The organism is Acinetobacter towneri DSM 14962 = CIP 107472 (genome assembly GCF_000368785.1).
GTDB classification, from domain to species: Bacteria; Pseudomonadota; Gammaproteobacteria; order Pseudomonadales; family Moraxellaceae; genus Acinetobacter; species Acinetobacter towneri.
In genome coordinates, this window is record NZ_KB849690.1 from 618,018 (window position 1) to 642,039 (window position 24,022).

27 protein-coding genes are annotated in these 24,022 nt (G+C 42.1%); 22 read left to right on the forward strand and 5 right to left on the reverse strand.

The genetic code is table 11. The annotated features are described in order from the left end of the window. Nucleotides 1-45 precede the first annotated feature (45 nt). Complete coding sequence (locus F947_RS10170) at nt 46-594, reverse strand: NUDIX hydrolase (RefSeq protein ID WP_026438436.1); 549 nt, start codon at nt 592-594, stop codon at nt 46-48. Nucleotides 595-717: 123 nt separating this feature from the next. Between F947_RS10170 and F947_RS10175 the strand changes: the two genes are divergently transcribed. The 9 genes from F947_RS10175 (at nt 718) to F947_RS10215 (ending at nt 9,086) form a co-directional block, all read left to right on the forward strand. Beyond that, entirely contained in the window at nt 718-1,314 is a 597-nt protein-coding gene (locus F947_RS10175) for a CoA pyrophosphatase (RefSeq protein WP_004975226.1), read from the forward strand. Nucleotides 1,315-1,345: 31 nt separating this feature from the next. Next, nucleotides 1,346-1,876: a gamma carbonic anhydrase family protein gene (locus F947_RS10180; protein ID WP_004975229.1), complete on the forward strand. Its 531-nt coding sequence runs from the start codon at nt 1,346-1,348 to the stop codon at nt 1,874-1,876. A gap of 160 nt (nt 1,877-2,036) precedes the next feature. Further along, nucleotides 2,037-2,702, forward strand: a complete 666-nt coding sequence (gene tsaB / locus F947_RS10185; protein WP_004975231.1) for a tRNA (adenosine(37)-N6)-threonylcarbamoyltransferase complex dimerization subunit type 1 TsaB — start codon at nt 2,037-2,039, stop codon at nt 2,700-2,702. Nucleotides 2,703-2,714: 12 nt separating this feature from the next. Next, nucleotides 2,715-3,539 (forward strand): undecaprenyl-diphosphate phosphatase, encoded by an 825-nt coding sequence (locus F947_RS10190; protein ID WP_004975233.1) that lies wholly within the window; start codon nt 2,715-2,717, stop codon nt 3,537-3,539. Continuing rightward, complete coding sequence (locus F947_RS10195; protein WP_004975238.1) at nt 3,533-4,354, forward strand: class I SAM-dependent methyltransferase; 822 nt, start codon at nt 3,533-3,535, stop codon at nt 4,352-4,354. Before F947_RS10190 ends, F947_RS10195 begins: the two co-directional genes overlap by 7 nt. A gap of 146 nt (nt 4,355-4,500) precedes the next feature. Then, nucleotides 4,501-5,910: a C13 family peptidase gene (locus tag F947_RS10200; RefSeq protein ID WP_004975241.1), complete on the forward strand. Its 1,410-nt coding sequence runs from the start codon at nt 4,501-4,503 to the stop codon at nt 5,908-5,910. An 18-nt stretch (nt 5,911-5,928) separates the two neighbouring features. Continuing rightward, on the forward strand, nt 5,929-6,768 hold the full coding sequence (gene fghA / locus F947_RS10205; protein WP_004975242.1) for an S-formylglutathione hydrolase: 840 nt from the start codon (nt 5,929-5,931) through the stop codon (nt 6,766-6,768). A 168-nt stretch (nt 6,769-6,936) separates the two neighbouring features. Further along, nucleotides 6,937-8,040 carry a YjgN family protein gene (locus F947_RS10210; RefSeq protein WP_004975243.1) on the forward strand — a complete coding sequence of 368 codons (1,104 nt, stop codon included), beginning with the start codon at nt 6,937-6,939 and terminating at the stop codon, nt 8,038-8,040. Nucleotides 8,041-8,054: 14 nt separating this feature from the next. Further along, nucleotides 8,055-9,086, forward strand: coding sequence for a M48 family metallopeptidase (locus F947_RS10215; protein ID WP_004975244.1), 1,032 nt, complete (start codon nt 8,055-8,057; stop codon nt 9,084-9,086). A gap of 10 nt (nt 9,087-9,096) precedes the next feature. On the opposite strand, the gene F947_RS10220 is transcribed toward F947_RS10215, so the two are convergent. Continuing rightward, nucleotides 9,097-9,378, reverse strand: a complete 282-nt coding sequence (locus tag F947_RS10220; protein WP_026438437.1) for a DUF2218 domain-containing protein — start codon at nt 9,376-9,378, stop codon at nt 9,097-9,099. Nucleotides 9,379-9,607: 229 nt separating this feature from the next. Here F947_RS10220 and rpe point away from each other — a divergent pair, with 229 nt between their 5' ends. From rpe to F947_RS10260, 8 genes are all read left to right on the forward strand, one after another. Further along, on the forward strand, nt 9,608-10,294 hold the full coding sequence (gene rpe / locus F947_RS10225) for a ribulose-phosphate 3-epimerase (protein ID WP_004975246.1): 687 nt from the start codon (nt 9,608-9,610) through the stop codon (nt 10,292-10,294). Nucleotides 10,295-10,720: 426 nt separating this feature from the next. Next, nucleotides 10,721-11,242, forward strand: a complete 522-nt coding sequence (locus F947_RS10230) for a hypothetical protein (protein WP_004975247.1) — start codon at nt 10,721-10,723, stop codon at nt 11,240-11,242. 45 nt (nt 11,243-11,287) lie between these two features. Continuing rightward, on the forward strand, nt 11,288-13,333 hold the full coding sequence (locus tag F947_RS10235) for a multicopper oxidase domain-containing protein (protein ID WP_004975248.1): 2,046 nt from the start codon (nt 11,288-11,290) through the stop codon (nt 13,331-13,333). Continuing rightward, the gene (locus F947_RS10240; RefSeq protein ID WP_004975249.1) at nt 13,320-14,228 is read left to right on the forward strand and encodes a copper resistance protein B; all 909 of its coding nucleotides are present in this window, start codon (nt 13,320-13,322) and stop codon (nt 14,226-14,228) included. The genes F947_RS10235 and F947_RS10240 overlap by 14 nt, the downstream gene beginning before the upstream one ends. Before the next feature lie 122 nt (nt 14,229-14,350). Further along, the gene (locus tag F947_RS10245; protein ID WP_004975253.1) at nt 14,351-15,412 is read left to right on the forward strand and encodes a cation efflux transmembrane domain-containing protein; all 1,062 of its coding nucleotides are present in this window, start codon (nt 14,351-14,353) and stop codon (nt 15,410-15,412) included. 146 nt (nt 15,413-15,558) lie between these two features. Then, nucleotides 15,559-15,876 carry a quaternary ammonium compound efflux SMR transporter SugE gene (gene sugE / locus F947_RS10250; protein WP_004975255.1) on the forward strand — a complete coding sequence of 106 codons (318 nt, stop codon included), beginning with the start codon at nt 15,559-15,561 and terminating at the stop codon, nt 15,874-15,876. Between the two features lie 95 nt (nt 15,877-15,971). Then, nucleotides 15,972-16,463 (forward strand): methylated-DNA--[protein]-cysteine S-methyltransferase, encoded by a 492-nt coding sequence (locus F947_RS10255; protein ID WP_004975257.1) that lies wholly within the window; start codon nt 15,972-15,974, stop codon nt 16,461-16,463. Between the two features lie 51 nt (nt 16,464-16,514). Beyond that, the gene (locus F947_RS10260) at nt 16,515-17,153 is read left to right on the forward strand and encodes a nuclease-related domain-containing protein (protein WP_004975258.1); all 639 of its coding nucleotides are present in this window, start codon (nt 16,515-16,517) and stop codon (nt 17,151-17,153) included. A gap of 63 nt (nt 17,154-17,216) precedes the next feature. On the opposite strand, the gene F947_RS10265 is transcribed toward F947_RS10260, so the two are convergent. Beyond that, nucleotides 17,217-17,984 (reverse strand): hydroxymethylpyrimidine/phosphomethylpyrimidine kinase, encoded by a 768-nt coding sequence (locus F947_RS10265; protein ID WP_004975261.1) that lies wholly within the window; start codon nt 17,982-17,984, stop codon nt 17,217-17,219. A gap of 88 nt (nt 17,985-18,072) precedes the next feature. Here F947_RS10265 and F947_RS10270 point away from each other — a divergent pair, with 88 nt between their 5' ends. Together F947_RS10270 and F947_RS10275 are read left to right on the forward strand one after the other, a co-directional pair. Then, complete coding sequence (locus tag F947_RS10270) at nt 18,073-18,732, forward strand: HAD-IA family hydrolase (protein WP_004975262.1); 660 nt, start codon at nt 18,073-18,075, stop codon at nt 18,730-18,732. Between the two features lie 106 nt (nt 18,733-18,838). Then, nucleotides 18,839-19,186, forward strand: a complete 348-nt coding sequence (locus tag F947_RS10275) for a hypothetical protein (RefSeq protein WP_004975264.1) — start codon at nt 18,839-18,841, stop codon at nt 19,184-19,186. Nucleotides 19,187-19,303: 117 nt separating this feature from the next. On the opposite strand, the gene hemJ is transcribed toward F947_RS10275, so the two are convergent. Both hemJ and F947_RS10285 read right to left on the reverse strand, forming a co-directional pair. After that, nucleotides 19,304-19,756 (reverse strand): protoporphyrinogen oxidase HemJ, encoded by a 453-nt coding sequence (gene hemJ, locus F947_RS10280; protein WP_004975266.1) that lies wholly within the window; start codon nt 19,754-19,756, stop codon nt 19,304-19,306. Between the two features lie 18 nt (nt 19,757-19,774). Beyond that, the gene (locus F947_RS10285) at nt 19,775-21,004 is read right to left on the reverse strand and encodes a beta-ketoacyl synthase N-terminal-like domain-containing protein (protein ID WP_004975268.1); all 1,230 of its coding nucleotides are present in this window, start codon (nt 21,002-21,004) and stop codon (nt 19,775-19,777) included. Nucleotides 21,005-21,288: 284 nt separating this feature from the next. Here F947_RS10285 and F947_RS10290 point away from each other — a divergent pair, with 284 nt between their 5' ends. The 3 genes from F947_RS10290 to rpsG all read left to right on the forward strand — a co-directional run bounded on the left by F947_RS10290 (nt 21,289) and on the right by rpsG (nt 23,961). Next, a complete protein-coding gene (locus F947_RS10290; protein ID WP_004975271.1) occupies nt 21,289-22,797 on the forward strand; it encodes an EcsC family protein in 1,509 nt (502 codons plus the stop codon). Between the two features lie 139 nt (nt 22,798-22,936). Next, nucleotides 22,937-23,311 (forward strand): 30S ribosomal protein S12, encoded by a 375-nt coding sequence (gene rpsL / locus F947_RS10295; RefSeq protein WP_000246374.1) that lies wholly within the window; start codon nt 22,937-22,939, stop codon nt 23,309-23,311. Between the two features lie 179 nt (nt 23,312-23,490). After that, nucleotides 23,491-23,961, forward strand: coding sequence for a 30S ribosomal protein S7 (gene rpsG / locus F947_RS10300; protein ID WP_004975277.1), 471 nt, complete (start codon nt 23,491-23,493; stop codon nt 23,959-23,961). Nucleotides 23,962-24,022 lie beyond the last annotated feature (61 nt).

Consider the following 24,022-nt stretch of genomic DNA (forward strand, 5'->3'; position numbering starts at 1 on the left):
TTATTCGAATTTTAGCTTGATTCAAATGAACATCATGTGGGGTTTTTAACCCGTATGATCTGTACGTGAACCTAAGGTTTCTAAGTGGGTCGTAAAATGATTGTTTTTTCGATCTGCAAAGTAGTGTTGTAAAGTACGTTCTACACTTGGGAAAGCCAATTCAGACCACGGAATTTCATCTTCACTAAACAAGCGTGATTCGATGGTTTCTTCACCTGCACCAAATTGACCATTCAACAATTGAGCTTTGAACAGCACATAAATTTGCCCAATCCGTGGAATGTTATACATGCAATAAAGTTGTTCGATTTCAATTTCCGCTTCGGCTTCTTCGCGGGTTTCACGGGCAGAACCTTGCTCCATGGTTTCAAACATTTCCATATAGCCTGCGGGTAAAGTCCACAAACCATAGCGTGGTTCAATTGCACGACGACACAACAATACTTTATTTTCCCAAACGACCAATGCACCACAAATGACTTTTGGATTGACATAGTGAATATTGCCACATGCGCTACACACTTGACGTAATTGCTGATCGCCAAGCGGAATTTTCGTTGTTGTTTTTTGTCCACAATTTCCACAAAAGTTCATAGTGATCGTCATTGTTGAAGGGAGTTCTCAGAATAACTGAAAATTTCAACTTTGGCATCCTCTCTATCTATTGCCCACCTATTTCAGCTATGATGAAAACTTAGACAAGGAGAATTATAAGGCATGATTGATCATTCGCTCACGCATCTATTACAGCAACGTTTGCGCTTTTCTAAAACGTTCATGGAAGCGCATGCAGCGGTATTGATTGCCATTACCGACGAGTCTGATCCAAAGGTATTGCTAACCCGCCGTTCTACCTTACTCAATAATCACGCGGGTGAGGTGTCTTTCCCTGGTGGCAAACGCGATCCGCAAGATACCAGTAATATTGTGGTGGCATTGCGTGAAGCGCAGGAAGAAACCGCATTAAATCCATTTGAAGTGCAGTTGATTGGTGACTTGCCAATGCAAAAAGCCCGTAATGGAATGTTGGTTAAGCCTGTGGTGGGGCTGATTCCTCCAAAAGTAGAATTAATTCCACAACCTTCAGAAATTGATCGGATCTTTTTTGCCTCTTTACAGCATTTAATGGAAGCGCCACCAACGCCGTATGAAGTGAGCTTTGCACAACAAAAATTATATTTTCCGAGTATGCAGGTTGAAGATGAAGTGGTTTGGGGTTTAACAGCGCGGATGTTGGTGTCTTTATTTGAATATGGTTTGGATTATCGTAAAGAATGGCCGTTTTTGTTAAATTCACCAACATTTAAGAAATAGAAAAATTTTGATGTGAGGATAGGAAGGAACCATGTTGTATAAATTTAAAGGATATGCGCCTAAAGCCATGCAGCAACCGTGGGATGGTTGGGTGGCGGATAATGCCACGGTCATTGGTCAGGTTGAGTTGGGGCAGAAAGTCAGTATTTGGTTTGGGGCTGTGATACGTGCCGATAACAGTAAAATCAAATTGGGTAATTTTAGCAATGTTCAGGAAAATGCTGTATTGCACACCGATGCAGGCATTGAAATGCAGATTGGTGATTATGTGACTATTGGACATCAGGCGATGTTACATGGTTGTACCGTGGGCGATAACAGTCTGATTGGCATTAATGCAGTGGTACTGAATCATGCGGTGATTGGTAAAAACTGTATTATTGGCGCGAATGCTTTAATTCCTGAAGGGAAAGTGATTCCCGATAATTCTGTGGTGATGGGTTCTCCCGGTAAAGTGGTTAAGATTTTGGATGAGTCTGCAGAAGCACGTTTAAAAATGAGTGCGCTGCACTATGCTGAACATTTTCAGCATTTTGTAAACCTAGAGCCTGCAACACTCTAAAATAGAATTTGCATCGTTTAGTCAAACGCATTTTTTAGCTGTAATTACATAGAAATTTATACTCAGGAATTGCAATCTAAGGGATGTAAATCCTCGCGTGAATTTCAGGAGTGGAGTATCATAACGCCAATTTTTGATATTTACTCCTTGAAGGTTGTGCATGAAATTGCTGGCATTGGAAACTGCCAATGAGCAGTGTTCCGTTTCGATTGTAGATGAAACACAGGAACTCTTTTTTCAATTAGATGCGCGAGCAAAAGCACAAACGCAAACCATCTTACCGATGATTGAGCAAGGCTTTGCTGAAACTCAAATTAGTACGGCTGATCTGACTGCAATTGCCTTTAGCCGTGGCCCGGGTTCTTTTAGCGGTGTGCGAATTAATGCGGCAGTCACGCAAGCTTTGGCGTGGGCGCATGATGTGCCTGTAATTCCTGTATCGACTTTGCAGGCATTGGCGCAGGCGGCTTATCGTCTTGAAGGATTAACTGCGGTTACGGCTGTGTTGGATGCACGCATGAATGAGGTGTATATCGCCAGTTTTGAGCTAGATGCACAAGGGATTATGCAGGCGGTTGATCAGGAACAATTATTGAATTATAGCGATGCTATACAGACGGTACGCTTTCAATTGGTCGGTTCTGGTGCAGGTCTAATTGATCAAGAACAAATACAATACAAAGGCTTAAGTGCAACCGCACAAGATATTGCTACTATTGCACGCGTCTGTGCACAGCAACAGCAATGGGTCAGCGCAGAACAAGCATTGCCTGTCTATTTACGTGACAATGCTTGGAAAAAAATTCCAGAACAAGGCAAGGCATAATTAGGGTTATTTATGGATCTTTTACTGCTGCTCAAAGCGGCAATTATGGGTATTGTAGAAGGGATTACCGAATTTCTACCCATTTCTAGCACAGGACATTTGATTCTCGCTGCAGAGCTGATGGACTTTTGGACCAAAGAAAAAAGTGATGTATTTGTGATTGCCATTCAAATGGGAGCAATTGCAGCGGTCATTTATGAATACTGGACACGTCTATGGGGCGCAGCCACAGGTATGTTTACTGGCGAAGAAAAAGGTCGACGCTTGGGCTTTGGTCTGATCATGGCATCTATTCCAATTATTTTGATTGGATTGGCCTTTGGGCAGACTGTAAAAGAATTACTCTTTAATGATGTTGCCGTGGCGATAGGTTTGATTATTGGTGGCTTTATCATTATGTGGATTGAAAAACATCCACCGCAAGTACGTGCCCATGAGGTTGAAGACCTAACTTATCGAGATGCTATTTGGATTGGTCTAATTCAGGTATTGTCGCTGATTCCGGGGACTTCGCGTTCAGGTGCAACCATCATTGGTGCGATGTTCTTGGGTGTATCGCGAAAAGCAGCAACTGAGTTTTCCTTCTTTTTGGGAATTCCTGTCATTATTGGCGCAGGCTTGCTCGACTTATATCAAAGCTATGATGTATTCCAAACTACTGAAGATTGGACCGTACTCAGCTTCGGGATCATCGTCTCTTTTGTTTCCGCACTTTTGCTGATCCGTGCATTGGTGGCTTATGTGGCGAAACGTGATTTTATGATTTTTGCTTGGTATCGTATTGCTTCAGGTTTAATCATTTTATTGTTCGCATTCACAGGCTGGAAACTATGGTAAGCGAACTTCGCTTATACACCGAAGCCGAGTGGCTCACTCAAGCACAGCATTATTCTGCTGTGCTTTTGTCTAGAGGTGTGCAAACGCGCATTGAAACAGTAGAAAAACTCAATGCGCGTTTTTTGCGTTTGAACCCTGAATTGGCATTGTGTGTAGATGCTGAAGGGTTGTGGTTGTGTGCCAATGGCATGAAAATGCAACCCGATTGGAAAGCTGAAGTTGGGCGATTGAAACGTGCCTCTTTAAAATCGGAAATGATTGCTCGTGCCTGTAATTTGTCGGAAAAACCAAGCCTAATTGATGCTACGGCAGGATTAGGACACGACAGCTTACTCATGGCACACTTGGGTGCTCAGGTCACGTTGTTGGAGCGTCATCCTATTCTTTTTACTTTGTTGGAGGATGCTAAACGCCAAGCCGCAGATGATCCTTTTTTAGCAAGTGTTGTTGCCCGTATCCAGTTGGTTTTTACAGATTCAGCAGATTATTTACGCAACTGTGCGACGCAGGGCAAAGTGGTTGATGTGGTGTATTTAGATCCAATGTTTCCGCAGCGAGATCAACATCAACAGGCGCAGAAAAAGCAGGCGCAAGTCAAAAAACAAATGCAGTTATTACATTTGTTGTTACCTGAAGATGGTGAAATGGATTTGGGTGATCATTTACTGGGTTTGGCACAGCAAATTGCCAAACGTGTTGTGGTGAAGCGTCCACGTTTAGCAGTGTTTTTGGCGGGGCAGGAAACCACACATCAATGGCAGGGTGATGCTTGCCGATTTGATGCTTATTTCCAAGCAAATTTGAACAACGGGTAGATTTCTACCACTAAAGCAGTGGCAAGGCGTTCAATGCTTCTATAATGCGCAAAGATTTGTTATATAGTTAAAATTGACAATTGATAATTACGACGACAAGCATAAACTTGGAGTGTGGAAACGCGAGCTGCGATTAACAGAATCCTATGATTGACTTCAAACCCTCCATTAATTTTTGGCACGATTTTAAAAGCAACCAAGCCGCGGGCGTTTGGTTATTTTTGGGTTCGCGACGCTCTTTACAAATTATTCGACCTTCTATCTTACAACTGATTTTTTGGGGGATTTTAGGCGGTCTTGCCAATACCTTATTCAGTTGGTTGGTCGCAGGAGAAGTGGGGGAATTTAACCCACAGGGTTTGGTCAGTTATGCCTTATGGCCTTTTATTGCTTTAATTGTCGGAATCATTCTTTCTCAGCGTGTCAATAACCCGCGTTTATTGTTAGTACCTGCTTTGTTGTGGTTGGTATTAGATACTCACGTTGCTTTATTGCAAAGCTTGATTCAATACATGGGCATGATGGATGTCTTGCCGTATGTGTTATATGACTATTTACCTACCATTTTTATGGTGCTGTTTGTTTGGCAAAGTTTGGCAGTAGTGTGGGTGTTTTCACGTGAGCTGCATTGGCCGTGGTGGGAACGTGCGCTGATTGTTTTAGCGACCTTATTCACTTTGGTGGTTTGGCAAATGTCAGTGAAAAGTCAGCCCATTTGGAAGGTAGAAGAAGTTCCACCAAGTCTAAGCGAAGCAGCTTTTTATGCACAAAGCCGTGTGCTAAATAAAGCTTTAGACAGTATTCAATATGGGGAATTTGCTCAATCGCATTGGTACTTTTTAGGGGTTGCAGGGGCGAGTTATCAAGACGTATTTATGTCTGAAATTGAACGGATTCGTGAACAGTTTGATACTCGTTTTGGTACTTTTGGGCGTTCGATGGTGTTAATTAATAACCCAATGACCCGCAATGTAATTCCAATTGCTTCACAAACTAGTATTGAATTAGTGCTGCGCCGTATTGGACAACGCATGAACCGTGAAAGTGATGTGCTGTTTTTATATATGACCTCACACGGTTTAAAAGATCATTTTGAAATTGAAAATGCACCACTTGACTTAAATCAGGTCGATCCGAAATGGTTACGCGATACTTTGGATAAATCGGGTATTCGTTGGCGTGTGATCGTCATTTCGGCCTGTTATTCAGGTAGCTTTGTATCTGCTTTGCAAGATGATAATACCTTAGTGATTACTGCTTCGGCGGCAGACCGTGAGTCATTTGGCTGTTCAAACGAAGCTGACTATACTTATTTTGGTCGTGCCTTTTTTGATCAGGCTATGCGTGAGCAAAACTCTTTTGCCAATGCTTTTAATGAAGCCAAAGTGACCGTGGCAAAATGGGAGCAAGCGCAAGGTTTTGAACCTTCAGAGCCACAATGGGCAATTGGTAAAAATATGGAATTGATGTTGCCACAATTAGAGCAGCGTTTGTTTCCTCAAAAAAGTGTTGCAACATCGGCTGAAATTCAATTGAGTGCGCAATCTGTTCAATAAGCCAAAGAGGAGAGGGTGATGGAGTTAATTCAGAACAACCGCTGTTTTGAGGGTGAGCAACGGATTTATCGTTTTCATTCAAATGCTTTACAGACTGAAACTCAGTTTGGCATTTTTTTACCAGAACAAGCTTTGGCGGGGCAGGCGTGTCCTGCGGTATTTTATTTGGCGGGTTTAACGTGTAACGAAGAAACCTTTGCGATTAAAGCACATGCGCAGCACATGGCAGCACAATTGGGATTAATCTTGATTAGTCCAGATACTTCACCACGTGGTGAAGCTGTTGCGAAAGGCGACCATTGGGATATTGGACAGGGTGCAGGTTTCTATATCAATGCGACACAATCACCGTGGGCGGCACATTATCAAATGGAAACTTTTGTCACCGATGAGCTTTATCAATTGGTGCTGCAACAGTTCCCAATTCAGGCACAGCACGTTGGCATCATGGGGCACAGTATGGGCGGTCATGGTGCATTGACCCTCGCGTTTAAATATCCTGAAAAATTTAAGTCAGTGTCTGCTTTTGCTCCGATTTGTGCGCCAAGCCAATGCCCGTGGGGTGAAAAAGCGTTTTCGAATTATTTAGGTACAGATCAGCAAGTATGGTTACAGCACGATGCGACTGCTTTGGTGCAGGCCAAAGGTGCATTGTTCAGTGAAATTTTGATTGATCAGGGATTGAAAGATCAATTCTACAGTCAGCTCAATCCTGCATTATTTCAGCAAGCTTGCGATGCGGTTGGGCAAAAATTGAGTTTGCGGGAACATGCAGGCTATGATCATGGCTATTATTTCATTCAAAGCTTTATAGATCAGCATTTGCAATTTCATGCGGTACAATTGCAAGCGGACTAAGCCAAGTACTCAATTTTACGCATTGATTTTTAAACTTTTCTAGGCAAGTTGTTCACTTTTTATTAGAATGTTGAAGACTTGCTTTTTTACCATTTGGAAACATTGCTCATTTGGGTTTGAGTGTCTGGGTAAAATAACGACCGCACAATAAAATAAATAAGGCATCACATGCACAATTCAGAATGGGATTCACCACAACAAGCAACGCCATCTTCCCCGTTTTTTCCAGTGGAACCGACAACGCCACCCGCACGGAATCCATTACTTGGACGGATTCATCATTTTCAGTTTCATGGTAGCGCCTCAGAGTATTTTGGTATTTGGATTGTCAATATTTTGTTGATGATCGTGACCTTTGGGCTGTATGCACCGTGGGCAAAAGTACGTCGTTTGCGCTACTTTTATGGCAATACCGAATTAATCAAACGTCGTTTTGATTTCACGGGCATCCCACATAAAATTTTATTGGGACGTTTAATTGCTATTGGAATTTATGTTGCGATCTCGGTGATTTCCAATTATTCAGTCAAAGCAATGGTCATTGGCGTGGTGGCTTTATATTTGGCTGTGCCGTGGTTGATTCGAGCAACCATTCGTTTTAAGGCGCGAAATAGTAAATTTGGCAATGCCCGTTTTTATTTTTCAGGCAGTAACAAAGAAGCCTATTGGGTATTTCTAAAATGTATCGTAATTAATTTGTTTACTTTGGGCTTATTTTTTCCTGTGTTGGTGTGGATGTATAAGCGTTATTGCCTAGACCATTTATATGCAGGACAGCTTAAATTTAAACTAAAAGCAGACTGGCCAGCATATATGCGCGCAATGTATATGCCTATTTTTTTGTTCTTTGGCATTTTGCTTGCTGTCGGGATAATGTTGGCTTTGGCAGGACAGTTGAGTCGTAATCCTGCGCAGTTGGTTTGGTTATTTTTAGCGGTTTATCTGTTGGGGATATTTTTAATTTGGCCACTAATGTCGGTGCGAATTTTTATCACCACATGGAACAATACCAGTATCAGTCGTAGTGAATTTCAGACCGATTGCGGACAGTGGCACTATACTTGGATTGTGGTGACCAATTGGATTGTGAAAGTTCTGAGTTTGGGTTTAATGACCCCATGGGCAGCCATTCGTTTATATCGTTATCAGGTTGAGTCTTTGAGTCTACATTTAAAAAATGATCCAGATTTGATGATCAATAAACTGCAGGCTGAATATAGCGCACTTGCAGAAGAAATCAGTGATATTTTTGATATTGATGTATCGCTGTAAACTAGGAGAGGAATATGGCGGCACAGGTCGTGGATGTAGTGTTTTATGATGGTGTAGTGTCTAAACCATGGGCTGCCAAAATCTCTCCTGTAGATGCTCAGTCGGTACTCATCCGCTACGGTGAAAATTTACAGCAACAACGACACTATCATTATCAAGACATGATGTTGGTGGGCGCACTGGGTAAAATTCAACCTGTCATTGAACTTAAAGACGATGCACGTATTGAATTTTCCCAAGCCTTGCCTGAATGGTTTCAACTGCGAAATAAACAGGTGCAGCATTCTATTTGGAAATTGGAACGTACGCCAAGTCTGATTGTATTTAGTCTGGTTTTTGTGTTGTTGCTGGTATTTGCCACAGTGCAATGGGGCATCCCAAGTGCATCCAAATATGTTGCCTTTCAATTGCCTGCGAATACCTTAAAGCAAATTGGTGATGAAGCAGAGCGTTATATCTTAGACATGACAGCGCCAAGCCAATTGCCTGCAGCGCGTCAGCAGAAAATTTTGACAGATTATCGACAGCTCATTGCAGGAGAGACACCTGCCAAAGTGTTGTTTCGACAAGGTCATGGCTTAGGCGCCAATGCTTTGGCAATTCCGAATAACACCATTATTTTGACCGATGAATTGGTGGAATTGGCACAGAATGATCAGGAAATCATTGGCGTGTTGGCACATGAGCAAGGACATTTGGTAGAACGACACAGCTTGCAACAGGCTTTATCGAGCTTAGGGTTTAGTATTATTTTGCTCGCGATTACAGGAGATGGTACAGATTTAGTTTCGACCTTGCCTGTGGCGCTCGTAGGGGCAAATTATTCACGTAATTTTGAATCTGAAGCAGATTATTATGCTTTAAATACGATGCATGCTCAGGGCATTCCAACCATTCATTTTGCCCATTTTCTGGAGCGTTTGGCAGAAGATGCAGGTGAAGACACCGCCAAAAGCCCTTTGGATTTTTTACAAAGCCATCCTGCAACACAAAAACGTATTCAAGCGGTTAAGGATTTTGAACAAACGCAGCGTTTAGCGCCTTAACATGAAACAGTTAGTAGCGTTGCCAAACCGCGCTCAATTCTGTTTGTCCCATACGACTTAAATGATCAAGCACGACTTGTTCGAGGTAACTTAAATCTGTTTCAGTATTTTTTACCTGAATTTCAACTACAAGCTCATGTGTTTGGGGTATAAGTAGAATTGTGGCACTTGGCATCATAATTTGGTATTGGGTTGCGCTTTCTGCAACGTCAAATTTATGTTTCCAGTGGTTGAGTAGACGCTTGGCAATACGGCTTGCTTGCGTTGTTTGAATATGGGCAGAACTGTTTATTATCTGTTGAAACCAGCATGTTGTTCAAATGAGTAATGGTGTTCACCATAACAAAGCTAGACTGAAAGAACAGTGGAATGCTGCAACAGAGCGTTGCGGATATAGAATTATTAAATTGGATGATCCAACTGAATCATCGAACTGAATGATCCAATCGTAACAGAATCCACCACATCAAGCAGTCTTTGCTATAATGCGCCACAATCCCAATATTCAGCTAGGTTCTCCCATGTCCAAGCCTTATTTAATTGCGCCGTCTATTTTATCTGCAGATTTTGCTCGTCTAGGCGAAGAAGTGGAAAATGTACTTCAGGCAGGTGCCGATGTGGTGCATTTTGATGTGATGGATAATCACTATGTACCGAATTTAACTTTCGGTGCAGGTGTATGTAAGGCATTGAAAAACTATGGTATTACTGCACCAATTGATGTGCACTTAATGGTAAAACCTGTAGACCGCATGATTGGTGATTTTCTAGAAGCGGGCGCAGACATTATCACGTTCCATCCTGAAGCTTCAGAGCATATTGACCGTTCATTGCAACTGATTAAATCGGGTGGGGCAAAAGCGGGTTTGGTCTTTAACCCTGCTACACCGCTGCATTATTTAGATTATGTACTTGATAAAGTTGATCAGATTTTACTCATGAGTGTGAACCCTGGTTTTGGTGGGCAAAAATTCATTCCAATGACTTTAGAGAAATTACGTCAGGCACGTCAAATCATTGATGCTTCAGGTCGTGATATCCGTTTAGAAGTCGATGGTGGTGTGGGACCTGCCAATATTCGTGAAATTGCAGAAGCGGGCGCAGATATGTTTGTTGCAGGCTCAGCAATTTTTGGCAAGCCAGACTATAAAACGGTGATTGATGAAATGCGTGCTGAATTGGCAAAAGTTGGCGCAGTCGAAGTATAAATTTCTACAATCACAAGTGCTTATGCTGTGGATAACTTTGTAGATAACCGTATGGATATCTATGTTGATAACACTATGGATAAGCCGATTAATTTATAAACATTTGTACATCAATTGTTTATGACTTATACAAAATAAGTATAAAAAGGATTCAATCGAATCCTTTTTGTTTATTTTAAATACACTGAATTTATTGAGTATTTACTCAGTTAATTATAAAAATAAGTTGCTTAATATATAACTTGATTGTTTTAGTTGGCTTTTAAATCGCACGGATTCACTCTGTTTTTCAATGCAGAAGATATTGTGTATAAGTGGGGCTTGAATTATATTGAGTGCATTGTAGATTGTGGATTGTACTTGGCAAAAATGTTCAATTCTTGTGCAAGTTCAGGTCTGCATCTTTCATACTCAGGAATTTATTTAGTGCTGACTCAACCCTACAAACAAATGTGGTTTGTTGTCCTGATGGCATTTGTCATAGGGTGGAGTGGTATTGTTAGTGCTGCGGTAAAACCTGCACATGATTGGATGATGTCAAATCAGGCAGCAGGGTCTGAGATTCGACATTCTGCAACCGCAGCGAGTGAAATGACATCTTTACCAGATTGTCATACCACAGCTTTACAAACGCATCCTGAAACCAAGCAGCATATATCTGGGCATGATGCCAAGGCCAACCATCATCTCAGTCAGCACACATCCGCAACGGATACCGATTTAAATGCGGCAGATTGTTATGGCTCGGCTGATTTTTCTACTGCAAAGATGAATTGTCAGGACTGTGCGCAGTTGCATTGTCAAAGCTTAAACAGTGTGTTGAATGTGCAAGTCCCTGAACTGATTCAACCTGTAGCACTTTCATCTGTCAATATTCTGTTGCCTGCTTATCAAGCTCAACATTTACTTGGGCATTGGCAGCAAATTTTACGTCCACCCAAAGCTTAATCCTGAATTCAAAACACTTTTACGTTTTATTTTAAGGATTAAGTCATGTCTAAATTTTATCAGCCTGCGCTGTTTTTAACAGTCTGTGCATTGTGTTCGAGTTCTGCATTTGCTGCGGTCAAGGAATATCACCTGACCATTGCAGAACAAACGGTCAATATCACGGGAAAACCTGTTCAACGTATTACAGTCAATGGACAATTTCCCGCGCCTGCACTCGAATTTGAAGAAGGCGATGAGGCGGTAATTCACGTTAATAATCAATTAAAAAATCAGGACTCATCTATTCACTGGCATGGTTTATTGTTGCCCGGTTTGATGGATGGTGTGCCTGGATTTAATGGTTTTCAAGGGATTAAGCCACAAGGACATTTTGTTTATCAATTTAAAGTACGTCAAAGTGGTACCTATTGGTATCACGCACATTCCAAAGGTCAGGAACAAGATGGTCTATACGGCTCTTTGGTGATTCATCCTAAAGCCAAGCCAGCCGTAAACGCACATGAATACACAGATCGTGATTATGTGGTGATGCTGTCAGATTTTCATGAAAAATCTAGCAATCAAATTCAGAAAGATTTAAAAATTTCAGCCGAGTTTTATCAAAATCAGCGTGAAACCTTAGGTGATGTTTGGCGTCAAGTACAGCGTGATGGGCTAAAAGCCACATGGTCAGACCGCAAAATGTGGAATCAGATGCGCATGCTGAAAACCGACCTTTCCGATGTCACAGGCTATACTTTTTTAATGAATGGCAAGACACCTGAACAGAACTGGACAGGTGTATTTAAGCCAAATGAAAAAGTGCGTTTACGTTTTATCAATGCCTCTGCCATGTCGTTTTATGATGTGCGGATTCCAAACTTAAAAATGACAGTGGTCAGTGCCGATGGTCAGCCAGTCAAACCTGTTACTGTGGATGAATTTCGTATCGGCACTGCAGAAACCTACGATGTGATTGTTGAACCTCAAGCAGCGCATTATCAAATTGAAGCGGAATCAATAGACCGCTCAGGTTTTGCTGTGGGTAGCTTGCAGAGTGAACTTCATTCTGCAACATCAAATCTACAGCTCCCTGCAGCGCGCCCGCGTGCTTTACTCACCATGCAAGATATGGGGCATGCTACAGAGCATTCAGGCGATGATCATTCCAAGATGAACCATGCAACGATGTCTGAAATGGATCACTCAAAAATGAATCATGCAGCGATGTCTGAAATGGATCATTCCAAAATGAACCATGCAGCGATGTCGGATATGGATCATTCCAAGATGAACCATGCAGCGATGTCGGAAATGGATCATTCCAAGATGAACCATGCAGCAATGTCGGAGATGGATCATTCCAAGATGAATCATGCAGCGATGTCGGAAATGGATCATTCCAAGATGAACCATGTAGCGATGTCAGAAATGGATCATTCCAAGATGAATCATGCGGTAATGTCGGAAATGGATCATTCCAAGATGAACCATGCAACAATGTCTGAAAATACGCATACACAACATGGCATGCCTTCAACAGAACACAAAAATGCGGTGGTATATGGATGGGCAAATGCTTCTACACCCGCGGGGCATAAAGCCTTGCACTATGAAGATTTGAAATCGCTGCAGCCACAAGCAGATACACGTGAACCAAGCAGTGAATTGGTCGTGCGTTTAGGCGGTACGATGGAGCGTTATATCTGGACAATCAACGGTAAGAAATTTAGTGATGCCACACCACTCAAGGTGAAATATGGTGAGCGTATTCGGATTAAATTTATCAATGACAGCATGATGGCACATCCAATGCATTTACATGGCATGTTTATGCAGTTGGAAAATGGTCAAACGGCAGCAGAAATGCCGAATAAACACACCTTAATTGTGCCGCCAGGTCAAACTGTAACTGCACTGCTTACTGCAGATGAATTAGGTGAATGGGCAATACATTGTCATTTGCTCTATCACATGAGCGCGGGAATGATGAATAAATTGATTGTAGCGCAGGTGAGTGAAAATGAACCGCTTTCAACCACAGCAATTCAAGCCACTCAAACCCCTTCAGCGACAGCGCAAAAAGGAGCAGCACATGCACAACATTAATCTTTTTGCGAAAACAGTTTTAAGTATTTCTGTCTGCTGCATCAGTACAGTTGGGCTAGCAGCGACAGAGGTGCATAGTGCACATGCCAGTTCAGCAGAGATTGCAACAATTGCAGCTCAGGCTGATACTCAATCGCATCAATCGCATCAATCGCATCAATCGCATCAATCGCATCAATCGCATCAATCCGATTCGTCCGTGCAAGAGTCGCAGTCACACGATCATCGTAAAGAACATGGTGCGCAGGTGTACGCGGTGAGCACTTTAGATACGCAATGGCAAGTGAATGATCATGCCGAGGGAGTGCTCAAATCTAAATTACAAACTCGTATCGGAACTGATGAAAACAAGTTGTTTGTGAAAATTCATAGCGATAAGCAAGAGTCACAAGCGACTGAATATGATGCCAAGTTGTTATACAGTCGTATGATTTCAAATTTTTGGGATGTGCAAGCAGGTGTGCGTTATCGACACGAAGTGAATCAGCAAGAGCATCAAACAGACCGAGAAGATAAGTTTGACGCTGTGTTTGGCTTACATGGTTTAGCTCCATATTTTTTTGAAACCGATGCTTATTTTTATTTGGGTGAGGATCAATATGCGGCTTTGAGTTTGGAAACCACACGGGATCTGTTATTGACTCAGAAATTGATCGCACAGCCTTATTTAGATGTAGATGTTATTCTGCAGGATGATGCCAAATATGCGAAAAAAACAGGACTCAACCGCGCAGCTGTGGGTGTGGAAATGCGTTATGAAATCAGCAAGAACATCATGCCGTATATCAGTGCAGGTTATGAGTATACGAAAGGTGATCAACACACTGATTGGCAGTCTGCAACCGATTCCGAGCAGAGCGGCTTATATGCGATAGGCTTGCGTTTCAGGTTTTAATGATTAGGGGTATTTATCAATGATTAAGTCAATGGATCGTTGCTGCTTCTAAATAGAATAGATTGTCCCTAAATACATAGGCTTGGTTTATACTGAGCCTATTGTATTTTTGGGTGTGGCGTATGTCTTCATCAACTCAAGATCCTCAATCGAATCAAGATAAAAACTTAGAAAACCAAAATCTAAACAATACTGGCTGTGGTTGTGATACGCAAAAAAATGTAAACCAGCCTTGTGCAACTGCGCCTACACACTCCAAGTCATGTGGCGATACAGGCTGTGGTTCGTCTTGCGATACAGAAAAAAGCTGTGCTGATCAAAATAGCTGTACATCTGCAACGACTGCCAAGGCAGATAAAGCAACAATTTTGGATTCGGAACTTTTGAGTCCGTGGGTGAGTGCATACCATATTCCTAAAATGGATTGTGGCGCAGAAGAACAAATGGTGCGGATTGCTTTGGCAGATCATAATGATATTGCAGCCTTGTCTTTTGATTCACCTGCACGACTTTTAAAGGTTTATCACAGCAACCAATCTGCCACAGAAATTACCCATAAATTAGAAGCATTGGGTTTGGGTGCTGTGTTGCAACAGACTGAAGCCAATACACAAACTGAACTGCCTGTATCTAACAGCGCTGCACAACAAAAAGTGCTATATGCCTTGCTTGGTATTAATGCCGCTATGTTTTTGGTGGAATTAATTGCAGGTTTAATTGCATCTTCGACTGGGTTAATTGCTGACTCCTTAGATATGTTTGCCGATGCCGCCGTGTATGGTTTGGCTTTATTTGTCGTGGGTCAATCCGCCAAGAAACAGCTCAAAGCTGCACATTTGTCTGGTTGGGTACAACTGGGTTTGGCTGCACTGGTTATCTTTGATGTCCTGCGCCGTTTCTTCTTAGGCAGTGAGCCTGAATCCATGTTGATGATGGTCATTGGTGCTGTGGCATTGCTGGCAAACGTCACCTGTTTATGGCTAATTTCAGGGCATAAAGATGGTGGAACCCACATGCAAGCCAGTTATATTTTTTCCGCCAATGATGTGATTGTGAATTTAGGTGTGATTATCGCGGGCGGTTTGGTGATGCTGACAGGGTCGAATTATCCAGACCTGATTATTGGCTTAGTTGTGGCCATGTTTGTATTGAATGGTGCGCGCAAAATTTTAAGTTTAAAATAGACGGATCATCGCTGCGCGGTGGCTTAAATTGCAACAGGAGGAACGACCTCCCTTGTTTGGGTTTTTAGAAATAGTCAAAGTGACTGAACACTCGACAAGAAAAATCTTCAGGACGGCCTGATTTCATGCTATTGAAGGAGGGCGTTATGGCCTGGATGATGTTGATATTGGCGGGTATTTTTGAAGTGGTTTGGGCATACTCCATGAAGTTGTCTGACGGCTTTAGTAAATTAACGCCCAGTATCGTGACTATCTTTTTTATGATTTTAAGTTTTGCGCTTTTGGCCTATGCCATGCGTACTTTGCCATTAGGCACGGCTTATACGATTTGGACAGGTATAGGCGCAGTCGGTTCATTTTTAGTCGGTATTTTTGTTTTAGGCGAACCTGCCAGTGCTATGCGTATGTTGGCTGCAGTTCTGATTATTTCAGGTTTGGTGCTTATGAAAATTTCATCCAGCTAACTTGGAATGCAGTCTTTTAGTGTGTGCTCAATAACAGATCGGTTTGAGTTAAAAACAGGATGACCTGATACCCAACCTGCTTGAGGAGAAAAATAATGCAATTGGCATTTACTGAAATGGACACTCCTGTAGGCGTGCTTAAATTGGTGGCTCACGATCACGCATTGGTTGCGGTAATGTGGGATAACGAAGATCATAAACGGGTACGTTTAGCCAGTTTAGTTCGACAAGATGATCATCCAATTTTGCTCAAAACTCAGCAGCAACTCCAAGAGTATTTTGCAGGTCAGCGTCAGCAATTTGATGTGCCTCTTGATTTTGAAGGCACTGAATTTCAGAAGAAAGTCTGGCAGGCGTTATTAAGCATTCCTTTTGGGGAAACTCGTAGTTATAAGCAAATTGCCGAACAAGTTGGTAGTGAGAATGCGATGCGTGCCGTAGGGGCGGCAAATGGCAAAAATCCAATTTCGATTATTGCACCGTGTCATCGGGTGGTGGGTGCAAGTGGAAAATTGGTGGGCTTTGCAGGCGGGTTGGATAATAAAGCGATTTTGTTAAAGTTAGAATCTTCAACTTCAAAAGTTTAAATGACTGAGATTCAACAACAATTTTGATCAAAATAAAATAGAGCAGGGGAAATGTTAAAAACATTATTGTTGCAGTTTTGGTGGCTTATTCTGCTTGTTGCAGGTGTAGGGCTGATCAAAATTTTCAAACCTTTTCTAAAGGGAAAGGTGGGGGAACTCGCAGTAAGTACGCATGTGAAGTTGTATTTAGATGAACGTTATATCTTGTTGAATGATGTAACTTTGCCTGATGAGTTCGCAGGAACAACTCAAATAGATCATATTTTATTGAGTCCTTTTGGGGTTTTTGTGATTGAAACAAAAAACTATAAAGGCTGGATTTTTGGTGGAGAACGCCAAAAAGTATGGACACAAAAAATTTATAAAAAGACCTACAAGTTTCAAAATCCTGTCTATCAGAACTATAAGCATATAAAAGTTTTGGAATCAGTATTGAGCGATATTGTCGAGCCTGAATATCTGCATTCTGTGATTGTATTTATGCCAGACTGTGAGTTTAAGACCTCTTTGCCCAACAATGTTTTTAAAGGCAGTGCATGGGTTGAGTATGTCAAAGGTTTTCGGCATGAAGTCATTTCACCGATGAAACTGAAACGTATTCAGCTGAGAATTGAAAAAGAACTACTTGATAAGTCTTGGAAAACCAATCGTCAACATGTCGAAAATTTGAAACAACGGCACGAACGTTAAAAAGTTGCAATGAAAAACCCTGATACAAGGTGATCAGGGTTTGAAGGAGTTGAACGATAAGCACTAAAACCTTTTCGGAATTTTCTGTCCGTTCGGTACAGGCGTTTCCGCATATTTAAGCACACCAAACAACCAAGTTTCAGCAAGTTGTACCGCTTGTTTCAGTTGATCTCCCATTGCCAAGCGCCCTGCAATAAAGCTCGCCAATGAACAGCCTGAACCGTGATATTCACCTTTAAGCCGTGGACAGCGGGTTTCTGAAACCATTTCATTGTTAATATACAGTGCATTACGAATATGATCAGGGGTATCTTCATGCCCACCTTTGACCAAAACGGCCTGCGCGCCCATTGCAAATAATTTAGCTGTTGCGCGTTCTAAATCATCTTCACCCGTTAAGGCACGTAATTCCACAGTATTTGGCGTGATTAAAGTCGCCAGTGGAATCAACTCGACAAATGCCTGAACCAAAGTCGCTTGATCACCTAAAGAACCACCACTATTGGCAACCAAAACAGGGTCAAGCACATATAAATAATCAGGATGTGCACGTAAAAAATCTGCCAGCGCTGCAATATTGTCAGTGGTGCCCAACATGCCCGACTTTACAACTTTAATGGGCAAATCATTCACCACCGCATTGGCTTGCGCCAATAACAATTCTTTAGACGTTGCTTCAAAGCCAAATACTTGCTGAGAGTTTTGAATGGTCAGTGCTGTGCAGGCAATCGCTGCATGTGCACCGCTATTGCCAACGGCTTCAATATCAGCCTGTAAACCAGCGCCACCCGAAGGGTCTAAACCAGAAAAACATAGTACTGTTGGTCGCACACACATATCCTTAATTGCTTCTATTTACGTTAGTATAGGCAACTTTGGAGTAACACTCGATAGTCATTTAGGCACATAGGCTGACATTGTGATAAAGAACCTTTTAATTGATTTAGATGGCACGCTGACCGACCCGAAAGAGGGCATTACCGCTTCTGCGCGTTATGGTTTGGCTAAGGTTGGACATCCTATTGCAGATACGGAAAATATTGATTGGATTATCGGGCCGCCCTTAAAAGCCTCTTTGGCAAAATTACTTCATGTAGATGTGCATGACGTATTGGCAGAGCAAGCCTTAGCAGGCTATCGAGAGCGTTTTGCTGCAACAGGCTTATTTGAAAATCATGTCTTTGAAGATGTTGCTGCAACATTGGCAGATTTAAAACAGCAAGGCTATCGACTGTTTTTAGCAACAGCCAAACCTGAAATTTATGCACGCCAAATTTTAGATTACTTCGATTTATTGCAATATTTTGAATATCCCTACGGTAGCGAACTAAATGGTGAGCGTACCAATAAAGCGGATTTAATTGCCTATATTTTGCAGCAAGAACAATTGCAACCTGAACAATGTTTAATGATTGGAGATCGTGAACACGATATTTTAGGTGCACGAGCCAATGGAGTCGATTGTGTTGCAGTCGAATACGGCTATGGTTCGGCTCAGGAGTTAGACTTGGCTGCACCAAAACATAGAATTCAGTGTTTTGTGCAAATTTTGTCGGTGCTTGAACAGTTATCTGGATGAGCGAGATGCTTACATCTGTTTGCATTTCTAGCGCAGTGTTATTGCAAAGATCGTGCTTCAATATTTAATTTGAATATTTAATTTTAATATTGAAAGAGGGTATGTGATGAAGATATTTAGTCAATCTATTGCAGTAGTAGCGGTTTCAATACTGATGACTGCATGTGCCAATCATGCTGCTACATCCACAACACCTACTGCGCAGGTCGAAATGTACACATCATTGCAACATCGACAGTGTGAGCCAGATTCAGGTTTAACCCTTACGGAAATTGTTCAGCGTTTACAGCAAGCACAGATTCAGGTGAAGCGGGCCAGTGTAGGTTCAGATGGGCGGATGTATGCACAGGTCTGTGGTGGTGCAGATGGAAAAATTGCTATTGTCACGATTCCTCAATCTCAGCAGAAACAAGCAGCGGCATTGGGCTTTCAGCCTTACTCACAAATACGTTGAATTAAAGCATAAGTGCTGTTTTTAGTTGTCACCCATAAAAAAACCTCAGTTCTTTGCACTGAGGTTTTTTTACAACCGAATCAGGTTGAGATGTCAGGATACTTGGCGTTTCAAATTTTAGAACTGTGGTTTTACCACGACTAAAATTACAATCGCTAATAGCAGCACAGTCGGCATTTCATTGAAGAATCGCCAGAACTTGTGTGATTTATAATGCGCATTGCCAATCAGTTTTTGGCGGTAATAGCCACAAACCAAATGGTAAATCACCAATAAACCGACCAATGCTACTTTCAGGTAAAACCATAACGCATCGTGGTAATTGCGGGTCGCATCGCCCCAATCTACCAAAAAGTGTGCCGTGATGAGGGTGGCAATCATAGACGGCCACATAATCCCTCGGTACAACTTGCGCTCCATGATTTCAAAACGCTGATGGCTCAGTGTATCTTCACTCATGGCATGGTAAACATATAAACGTGGTAAGTAGAACAATGCAGCGAACCAGCAAACCACGGCAATAATATGTAATGCTTTTACCCATAAAAAAGCATCAGAAGGTGCATCCATCGACTATCCTATAGGAGATTATTCATCCCACTTCTTGAAAATAAGGCAGGCATTTACACCGCCAAAACCAAAACTGTTACTCATCACAGTATTCAATTTTGTGTCGCGTTTTTCAAGTACGATATCAAATGCTTTCGCGCCTTCATCAAGTTCAGTGACGTTGATGTTTGGTGCAATGAAGTCGTTTTGCATCATCAAGACAGAATAAATTGCTTCTTGAACGCCTGCAGCACCCAAGCTGTGACCAGTCATTGACTTCGTTGAGCTAAGAGCAGGCACTTTACCTTCACCAAACGCACGTTCCATGGCTTTCAATTCAGTCACGTCGCCTGCTGGAGTAGAAGTACCATGTGTGTTCACATAGTCAATTGCGTCTACACCGTGTTGTTTCGCTTCGTCTAAAGCCATCAAGATACAACGTGTTGCACCTTCACCGCTTGGTGCAACCATGTCTGCACCGTCAGAGTTTGCAGCATACGCAACCACTTCAGCTAAAATATTTGCACCACGTGCTTGTGCGTGTTCAAGTGATTCAAGAACCACGAAACCACCACCACCTGCAATGACGAAACCATCACGGTCTGCAGAGTACGGACGAGATGCTGTTTCTGGTGTGTCGTTGTATTTAGAACACAAAGCACCCATCGCATCAAACAATAAGCTTTGTGACCAGTGATCTTCTTCACCGCCACCTGCAAGCATTAAATCTTGTTTACCCAATTGAATTAGGTTGTAGGCATAACCAATTGCATCGGCAGAAGTTGCGCATGCACTGGTAATTGAGTGCGCGATACCTTGTAATTTGAACGCAACACCCAAGTTTGCCGTAATGGTGTTCGACATGTTACGTGGTACGAAGAACGGGCCAATTTTACGTGCGCCTTTTTCTTCAAGTAGCTCAATCATTTCTGCAACAGATGCAGTTGAGTTACCGCCTGAACCACCCGCGATACCGTAACGTGGGTTGCCTGCTAAATCTTCTTGCTTTAAGCCCGCATGTTCAATGGCATCTACTGCAGCGTTGTAAGCGTACATCGCACACACGCCCATAAAGCGTTTTAATTTACGGTCAATGTGGTTAAAGTTTTGTTCTGCTGCTGCACTTACGTGGCTTTTGAAATTAAGTTCAGCATAAGTTGGGTTGGAACGTGTCCCAGAAATACCGTTTTGTAAAGAATGAGTCACAGCTTCTAAAGTATTACCAATGCACGAGTTAATGCCCATGCCGGTGATTACAACACGTTTCATCTACAGATCCCTTTTATGGTGATAATGTTGAGCCGAACACCGTGACTGCCAAGCAATCGCTGATACGGTATGACTCATGTCTTACAATTGCGTTCATAATAGCAGAAAGAATTTTGAATTCTTATGGCAAATATGATGCCACTTTGCAGGGAAGATCAAACCGCAGCGAAGCGGTAAATGAGATGCAGGAAGCCAACCAAAAGATACACAATCATATTGAGATAAACTTAGACTACACCTAGTATCTACCCATAAATCATAGAAATTAAAATTGAGGAGTAAGAATGTCAGATTCCAAGAATAAACAATCAAGCGGATTCTTCTCGAATGCGATTGGGGTGGCTAAAAAGCTCAGCAGTACAGGCATCCATGTATTGCAGCAAGTTGCACCGGGTACTGTAGCGAAGGATGAGCACAGTGCAAAATCAGGGCAAATTATTGAAGGTCAGGCACGTAGTTTTAGTGCTTTTCAAGCGCGTCAGTATGACAATCCTCAACACATGCTCAGACAGCATGTGCCACAAGTTTCACGTCAGCTTTTAGGACGTCACTATAATCGCGTCAATCAGGTAGCGAGTTTTGTGTCGCCCGATTTTTCCGACAAAATTTCAGATTATTTATTTGATCAGCTGAATAGTTTTACCTCCAATATTAGCTCTGTTGATGATGTGCTTGATCAAGCAGGTGTGCGCGATTTAGAAGAATTGACTCAAGATGTAGATCGTTCTAAACGAATTAGTCAGGCACTTGCAGAACAAAATAAATGGATTGCATCACTGCAAGGCGCATTGACAGGTGCAACAGGAGTAATCGGTTCAACCATTGATGTGCCTGCATCTATTGTGATGTCTTTACGTACCATTTATCAGGTTGGGCGTGCCTACGGTTTTGAACTGAATAAAGACACCGAGCAAGAAATTGTTCAGTTTATTTTTAAACAAATTGATTTAGGCGTCATTGCAGAAAAGCAAGCAGTGTTGATGGGGCTAAAAACCTTATCTAATATGCTGCAAACTCATGATGTGCATCAATTACAAAATATGCTCGGTTCAAGCAATGATTATGAGGTATTAAAGAAATACTTCTTAAATGAGCAAGGTCAAGTCAAATGGCCGTGGTTGAATCATGTACCTAAGTTTTCCATGTTGAATAAACTCACGCCTGTAGCAACCGCATCGGTGAGTGCGGTATATAGCTGGAAATTAGTGGAAGATGTGCATCACAAGGCACAGCAAGTATTTTCCAATGCCCGTAGCTATTTAATTCAGCATAAAGACAGCAATTTATCTGCCATTCATGCGTATGAAAAATCGTTGGAATTGCTGGCACAGGCTGCGCCTAAACTCTTAGAGCAGTTGAAGGGCAATGAAGCTAAACATGCGGAGCAAGATGAATTAGTAGAGGGGCAAGAGAGAGCAGAATCTGCGCCGTCAGATGCTTTGCTGCAAACCGTATCAGACCATGAAAGTATCAGAACGGTAAAAGTGCAGAAAAAATCGGACAAAGTGGAAACAACTGCAGCACAGCTCGATGAAAATATTCAGCAAGGTCTAGAAGAATTGGCAGATCAAATGCTAGAGCCACATGCTGAAGTTGCACCGCAAAAACCTGCTGTACCTGCAGAAGAAATTGATGAATATATGCTGGAAGATGCTTTAGAGCCTGTGGAAGATTCAACCCAAGTGGCTGAAACTGTTTCGGAAAATCCAGTAACATCAAGTACAGAAACTGCAAAGCAGGTTACAAAAAAGCCGAGAACTCGTACAAGTACTCGCAAGCCAAAAGCTGAATAAAAACAAGTGATAAGTAGAAATTTGGTTGGTATTTTAACTGCCTATGAAATATTGACCATTTTTCTATCTTCGCTTACAATTGCATGCCCTCAAAAAGTAGTATGTTTTTGGGGCTTTTTATTAACGGGAGAATTGCCACATGGCAACAACAAATCAGTTGATCCGTAAGGGTCGTACGACTTTGGTTGAAAAATCAAAAGTTCCTGCGTTGAAGGCTTGTCCACAACGTCGTGGTGTTTGTACACGTGTTTACACAACTACACCTAAAAAACCTAACTCAGCAATGCGTAAAGTTTGCCGTGTTCGCTTAACTTCAGGTTTTGAAGTTTCTAGCTACATCGGTGGTGAAGGTCACAACCTACAAGAGCACAGTGTTGTTCTTATCCGTGGTGGTCGTGTTAAAGACTTACCAGGTGTACGTTACCATACCGTTCGTGGTTCTTTAGACTGTGCTGGTGTGAAAGATCGTAACCAGTCACGTTCTAAATACGGTGCTAAACGTCCTAAGAAATAATCTTTTAAAGATTAAGCCCTTAGTTCGTAGAACTGCAATCCTTTATCGTCTCGCTTGTCTGATTTCTGCATTTAATTTTGTGAAATTCAAGCGACGTGTAGTAAGGCCAGCGAAATGCACACGACACTTTGTGCTACGGCTGGATCACCCTGAAGTGTCATATTTATAGGTAGTTTAAAATGCCAAGACGTCGCGTAGTCGCTGCTCGTGAAATCCTTCCGGATCCTAAATTCAGCAGCCAAACAATCGCTAAATTCATGAACCACGTAATGCAAGATGGTAAAAAATCTATTGCTGAAAGTATCGTTTACGGTGCTTTAGACCGCGTTCAAGAAAAATCTAAAGTAGACCCAGTTGAATTTTTTGAAGCTACGCTTGAAAAAGTTCGTCCAATGGTCGAAGTAAAAGCACGCCGTGTTGGTGGTGCTACTTATCAAGTTCCTATGGAAGTACGCCCATCCCGTCGTACTGCTTTAGCGATGCGTTGGTTGGTAGATGCTGCTGCTAAGCGTTCTGAAAAAACTATGGCGTTACGTCTTGCTGGCGAGTTGCTTGATGCATCTGAAGGTAAAGGCGCGGCGATCAAAAAACGTGAAGATGTGCACCGTATGGCTGAAGCCAACAAAGCCTTCTCTCACTACCGTTTCTAAGCGGATAAAACAGGCCCTAATCAGGAGGGTGATGAATCGGTTGTCACTGAATTGTCATCAA

Bases quoted from the DNA above. Each gene is read 5' to 3' on its own strand.
- F947_RS10240 (WP_004975249.1), top strand. From the start codon at position 13,320: ATGCACAACATTAATCTTTTTGCGAAAACAGTTTTAAGTATTTCTGTC.
- tsaB (WP_004975231.1), top strand. From the start codon at position 2,037: ATGAAATTGCTGGCATTGGAAACTGCCAATGAGCAGTGTTCCGTTTCG.
- fghA (WP_004975242.1), top strand. From the start codon at position 5,929: ATGGAGTTAATTCAGAACAACCGCTGTTTTGAGGGTGAGCAACGGATT.
- F947_RS10235 (WP_004975248.1), top strand. From the start codon at position 11,288: ATGTCTAAATTTTATCAGCCTGCGCTGTTTTTAACAGTCTGTGCATTG.
- F947_RS10260 (WP_004975258.1), top strand. From the start codon at position 16,515: ATGTTAAAAACATTATTGTTGCAGTTTTGGTGGCTTATTCTGCTTGTT.
- F947_RS10200 (WP_004975241.1), top strand. From the start codon at position 4,501: ATGATTGACTTCAAACCCTCCATTAATTTTTGGCACGATTTTAAAAGC.
- F947_RS10170 (WP_026438436.1), bottom strand. From the start codon at position 594: ATGAACTTTTGTGGAAATTGTGGACAAAAAACAACAACGAAAATTCCG.
- F947_RS10175 (WP_004975226.1), top strand. From the start codon at position 718: ATGATTGATCATTCGCTCACGCATCTATTACAGCAACGTTTGCGCTTT.
- rpsG (WP_004975277.1), top strand. From the start codon at position 23,491: ATGCCAAGACGTCGCGTAGTCGCTGCTCGTGAAATCCTTCCGGATCCT.
- F947_RS10195 (WP_004975238.1), top strand. From the start codon at position 3,533: ATGGTAAGCGAACTTCGCTTATACACCGAAGCCGAGTGGCTCACTCAA.
- F947_RS10180 (WP_004975229.1), top strand. From the start codon at position 1,346: ATGTTGTATAAATTTAAAGGATATGCGCCTAAAGCCATGCAGCAACCG.
- F947_RS10190 (WP_004975233.1), top strand. From the start codon at position 2,715: ATGGATCTTTTACTGCTGCTCAAAGCGGCAATTATGGGTATTGTAGAA.
- F947_RS10255 (WP_004975257.1), top strand. From the start codon at position 15,972: ATGCAATTGGCATTTACTGAAATGGACACTCCTGTAGGCGTGCTTAAA.
- F947_RS10290 (WP_004975271.1), top strand. From the start codon at position 21,289: ATGTCAGATTCCAAGAATAAACAATCAAGCGGATTCTTCTCGAATGCG.
- rpsL (WP_000246374.1), top strand. From the start codon at position 22,937: ATGGCAACAACAAATCAGTTGATCCGTAAGGGTCGTACGACTTTGGTT.
- rpe (WP_004975246.1), top strand. From the start codon at position 9,608: ATGTCCAAGCCTTATTTAATTGCGCCGTCTATTTTATCTGCAGATTTT.
- F947_RS10275 (WP_004975264.1), top strand. From the start codon at position 18,839: ATGAAGATATTTAGTCAATCTATTGCAGTAGTAGCGGTTTCAATACTG.
- sugE (WP_004975255.1), top strand. From the start codon at position 15,559: ATGGCCTGGATGATGTTGATATTGGCGGGTATTTTTGAAGTGGTTTGG.
- F947_RS10210 (WP_004975243.1), top strand. From the start codon at position 6,937: ATGCACAATTCAGAATGGGATTCACCACAACAAGCAACGCCATCTTCC.
- F947_RS10215 (WP_004975244.1), top strand. From the start codon at position 8,055: ATGGCGGCACAGGTCGTGGATGTAGTGTTTTATGATGGTGTAGTGTCT.
- F947_RS10285 (WP_004975268.1), bottom strand. From the start codon at position 21,004: ATGAAACGTGTTGTAATCACCGGCATGGGCATTAACTCGTGCATTGGT.
- F947_RS10245 (WP_004975253.1), top strand. From the start codon at position 14,351: ATGTCTTCATCAACTCAAGATCCTCAATCGAATCAAGATAAAAACTTA.
- hemJ (WP_004975266.1), bottom strand. From the start codon at position 19,756: ATGGATGCACCTTCTGATGCTTTTTTATGGGTAAAAGCATTACATATT.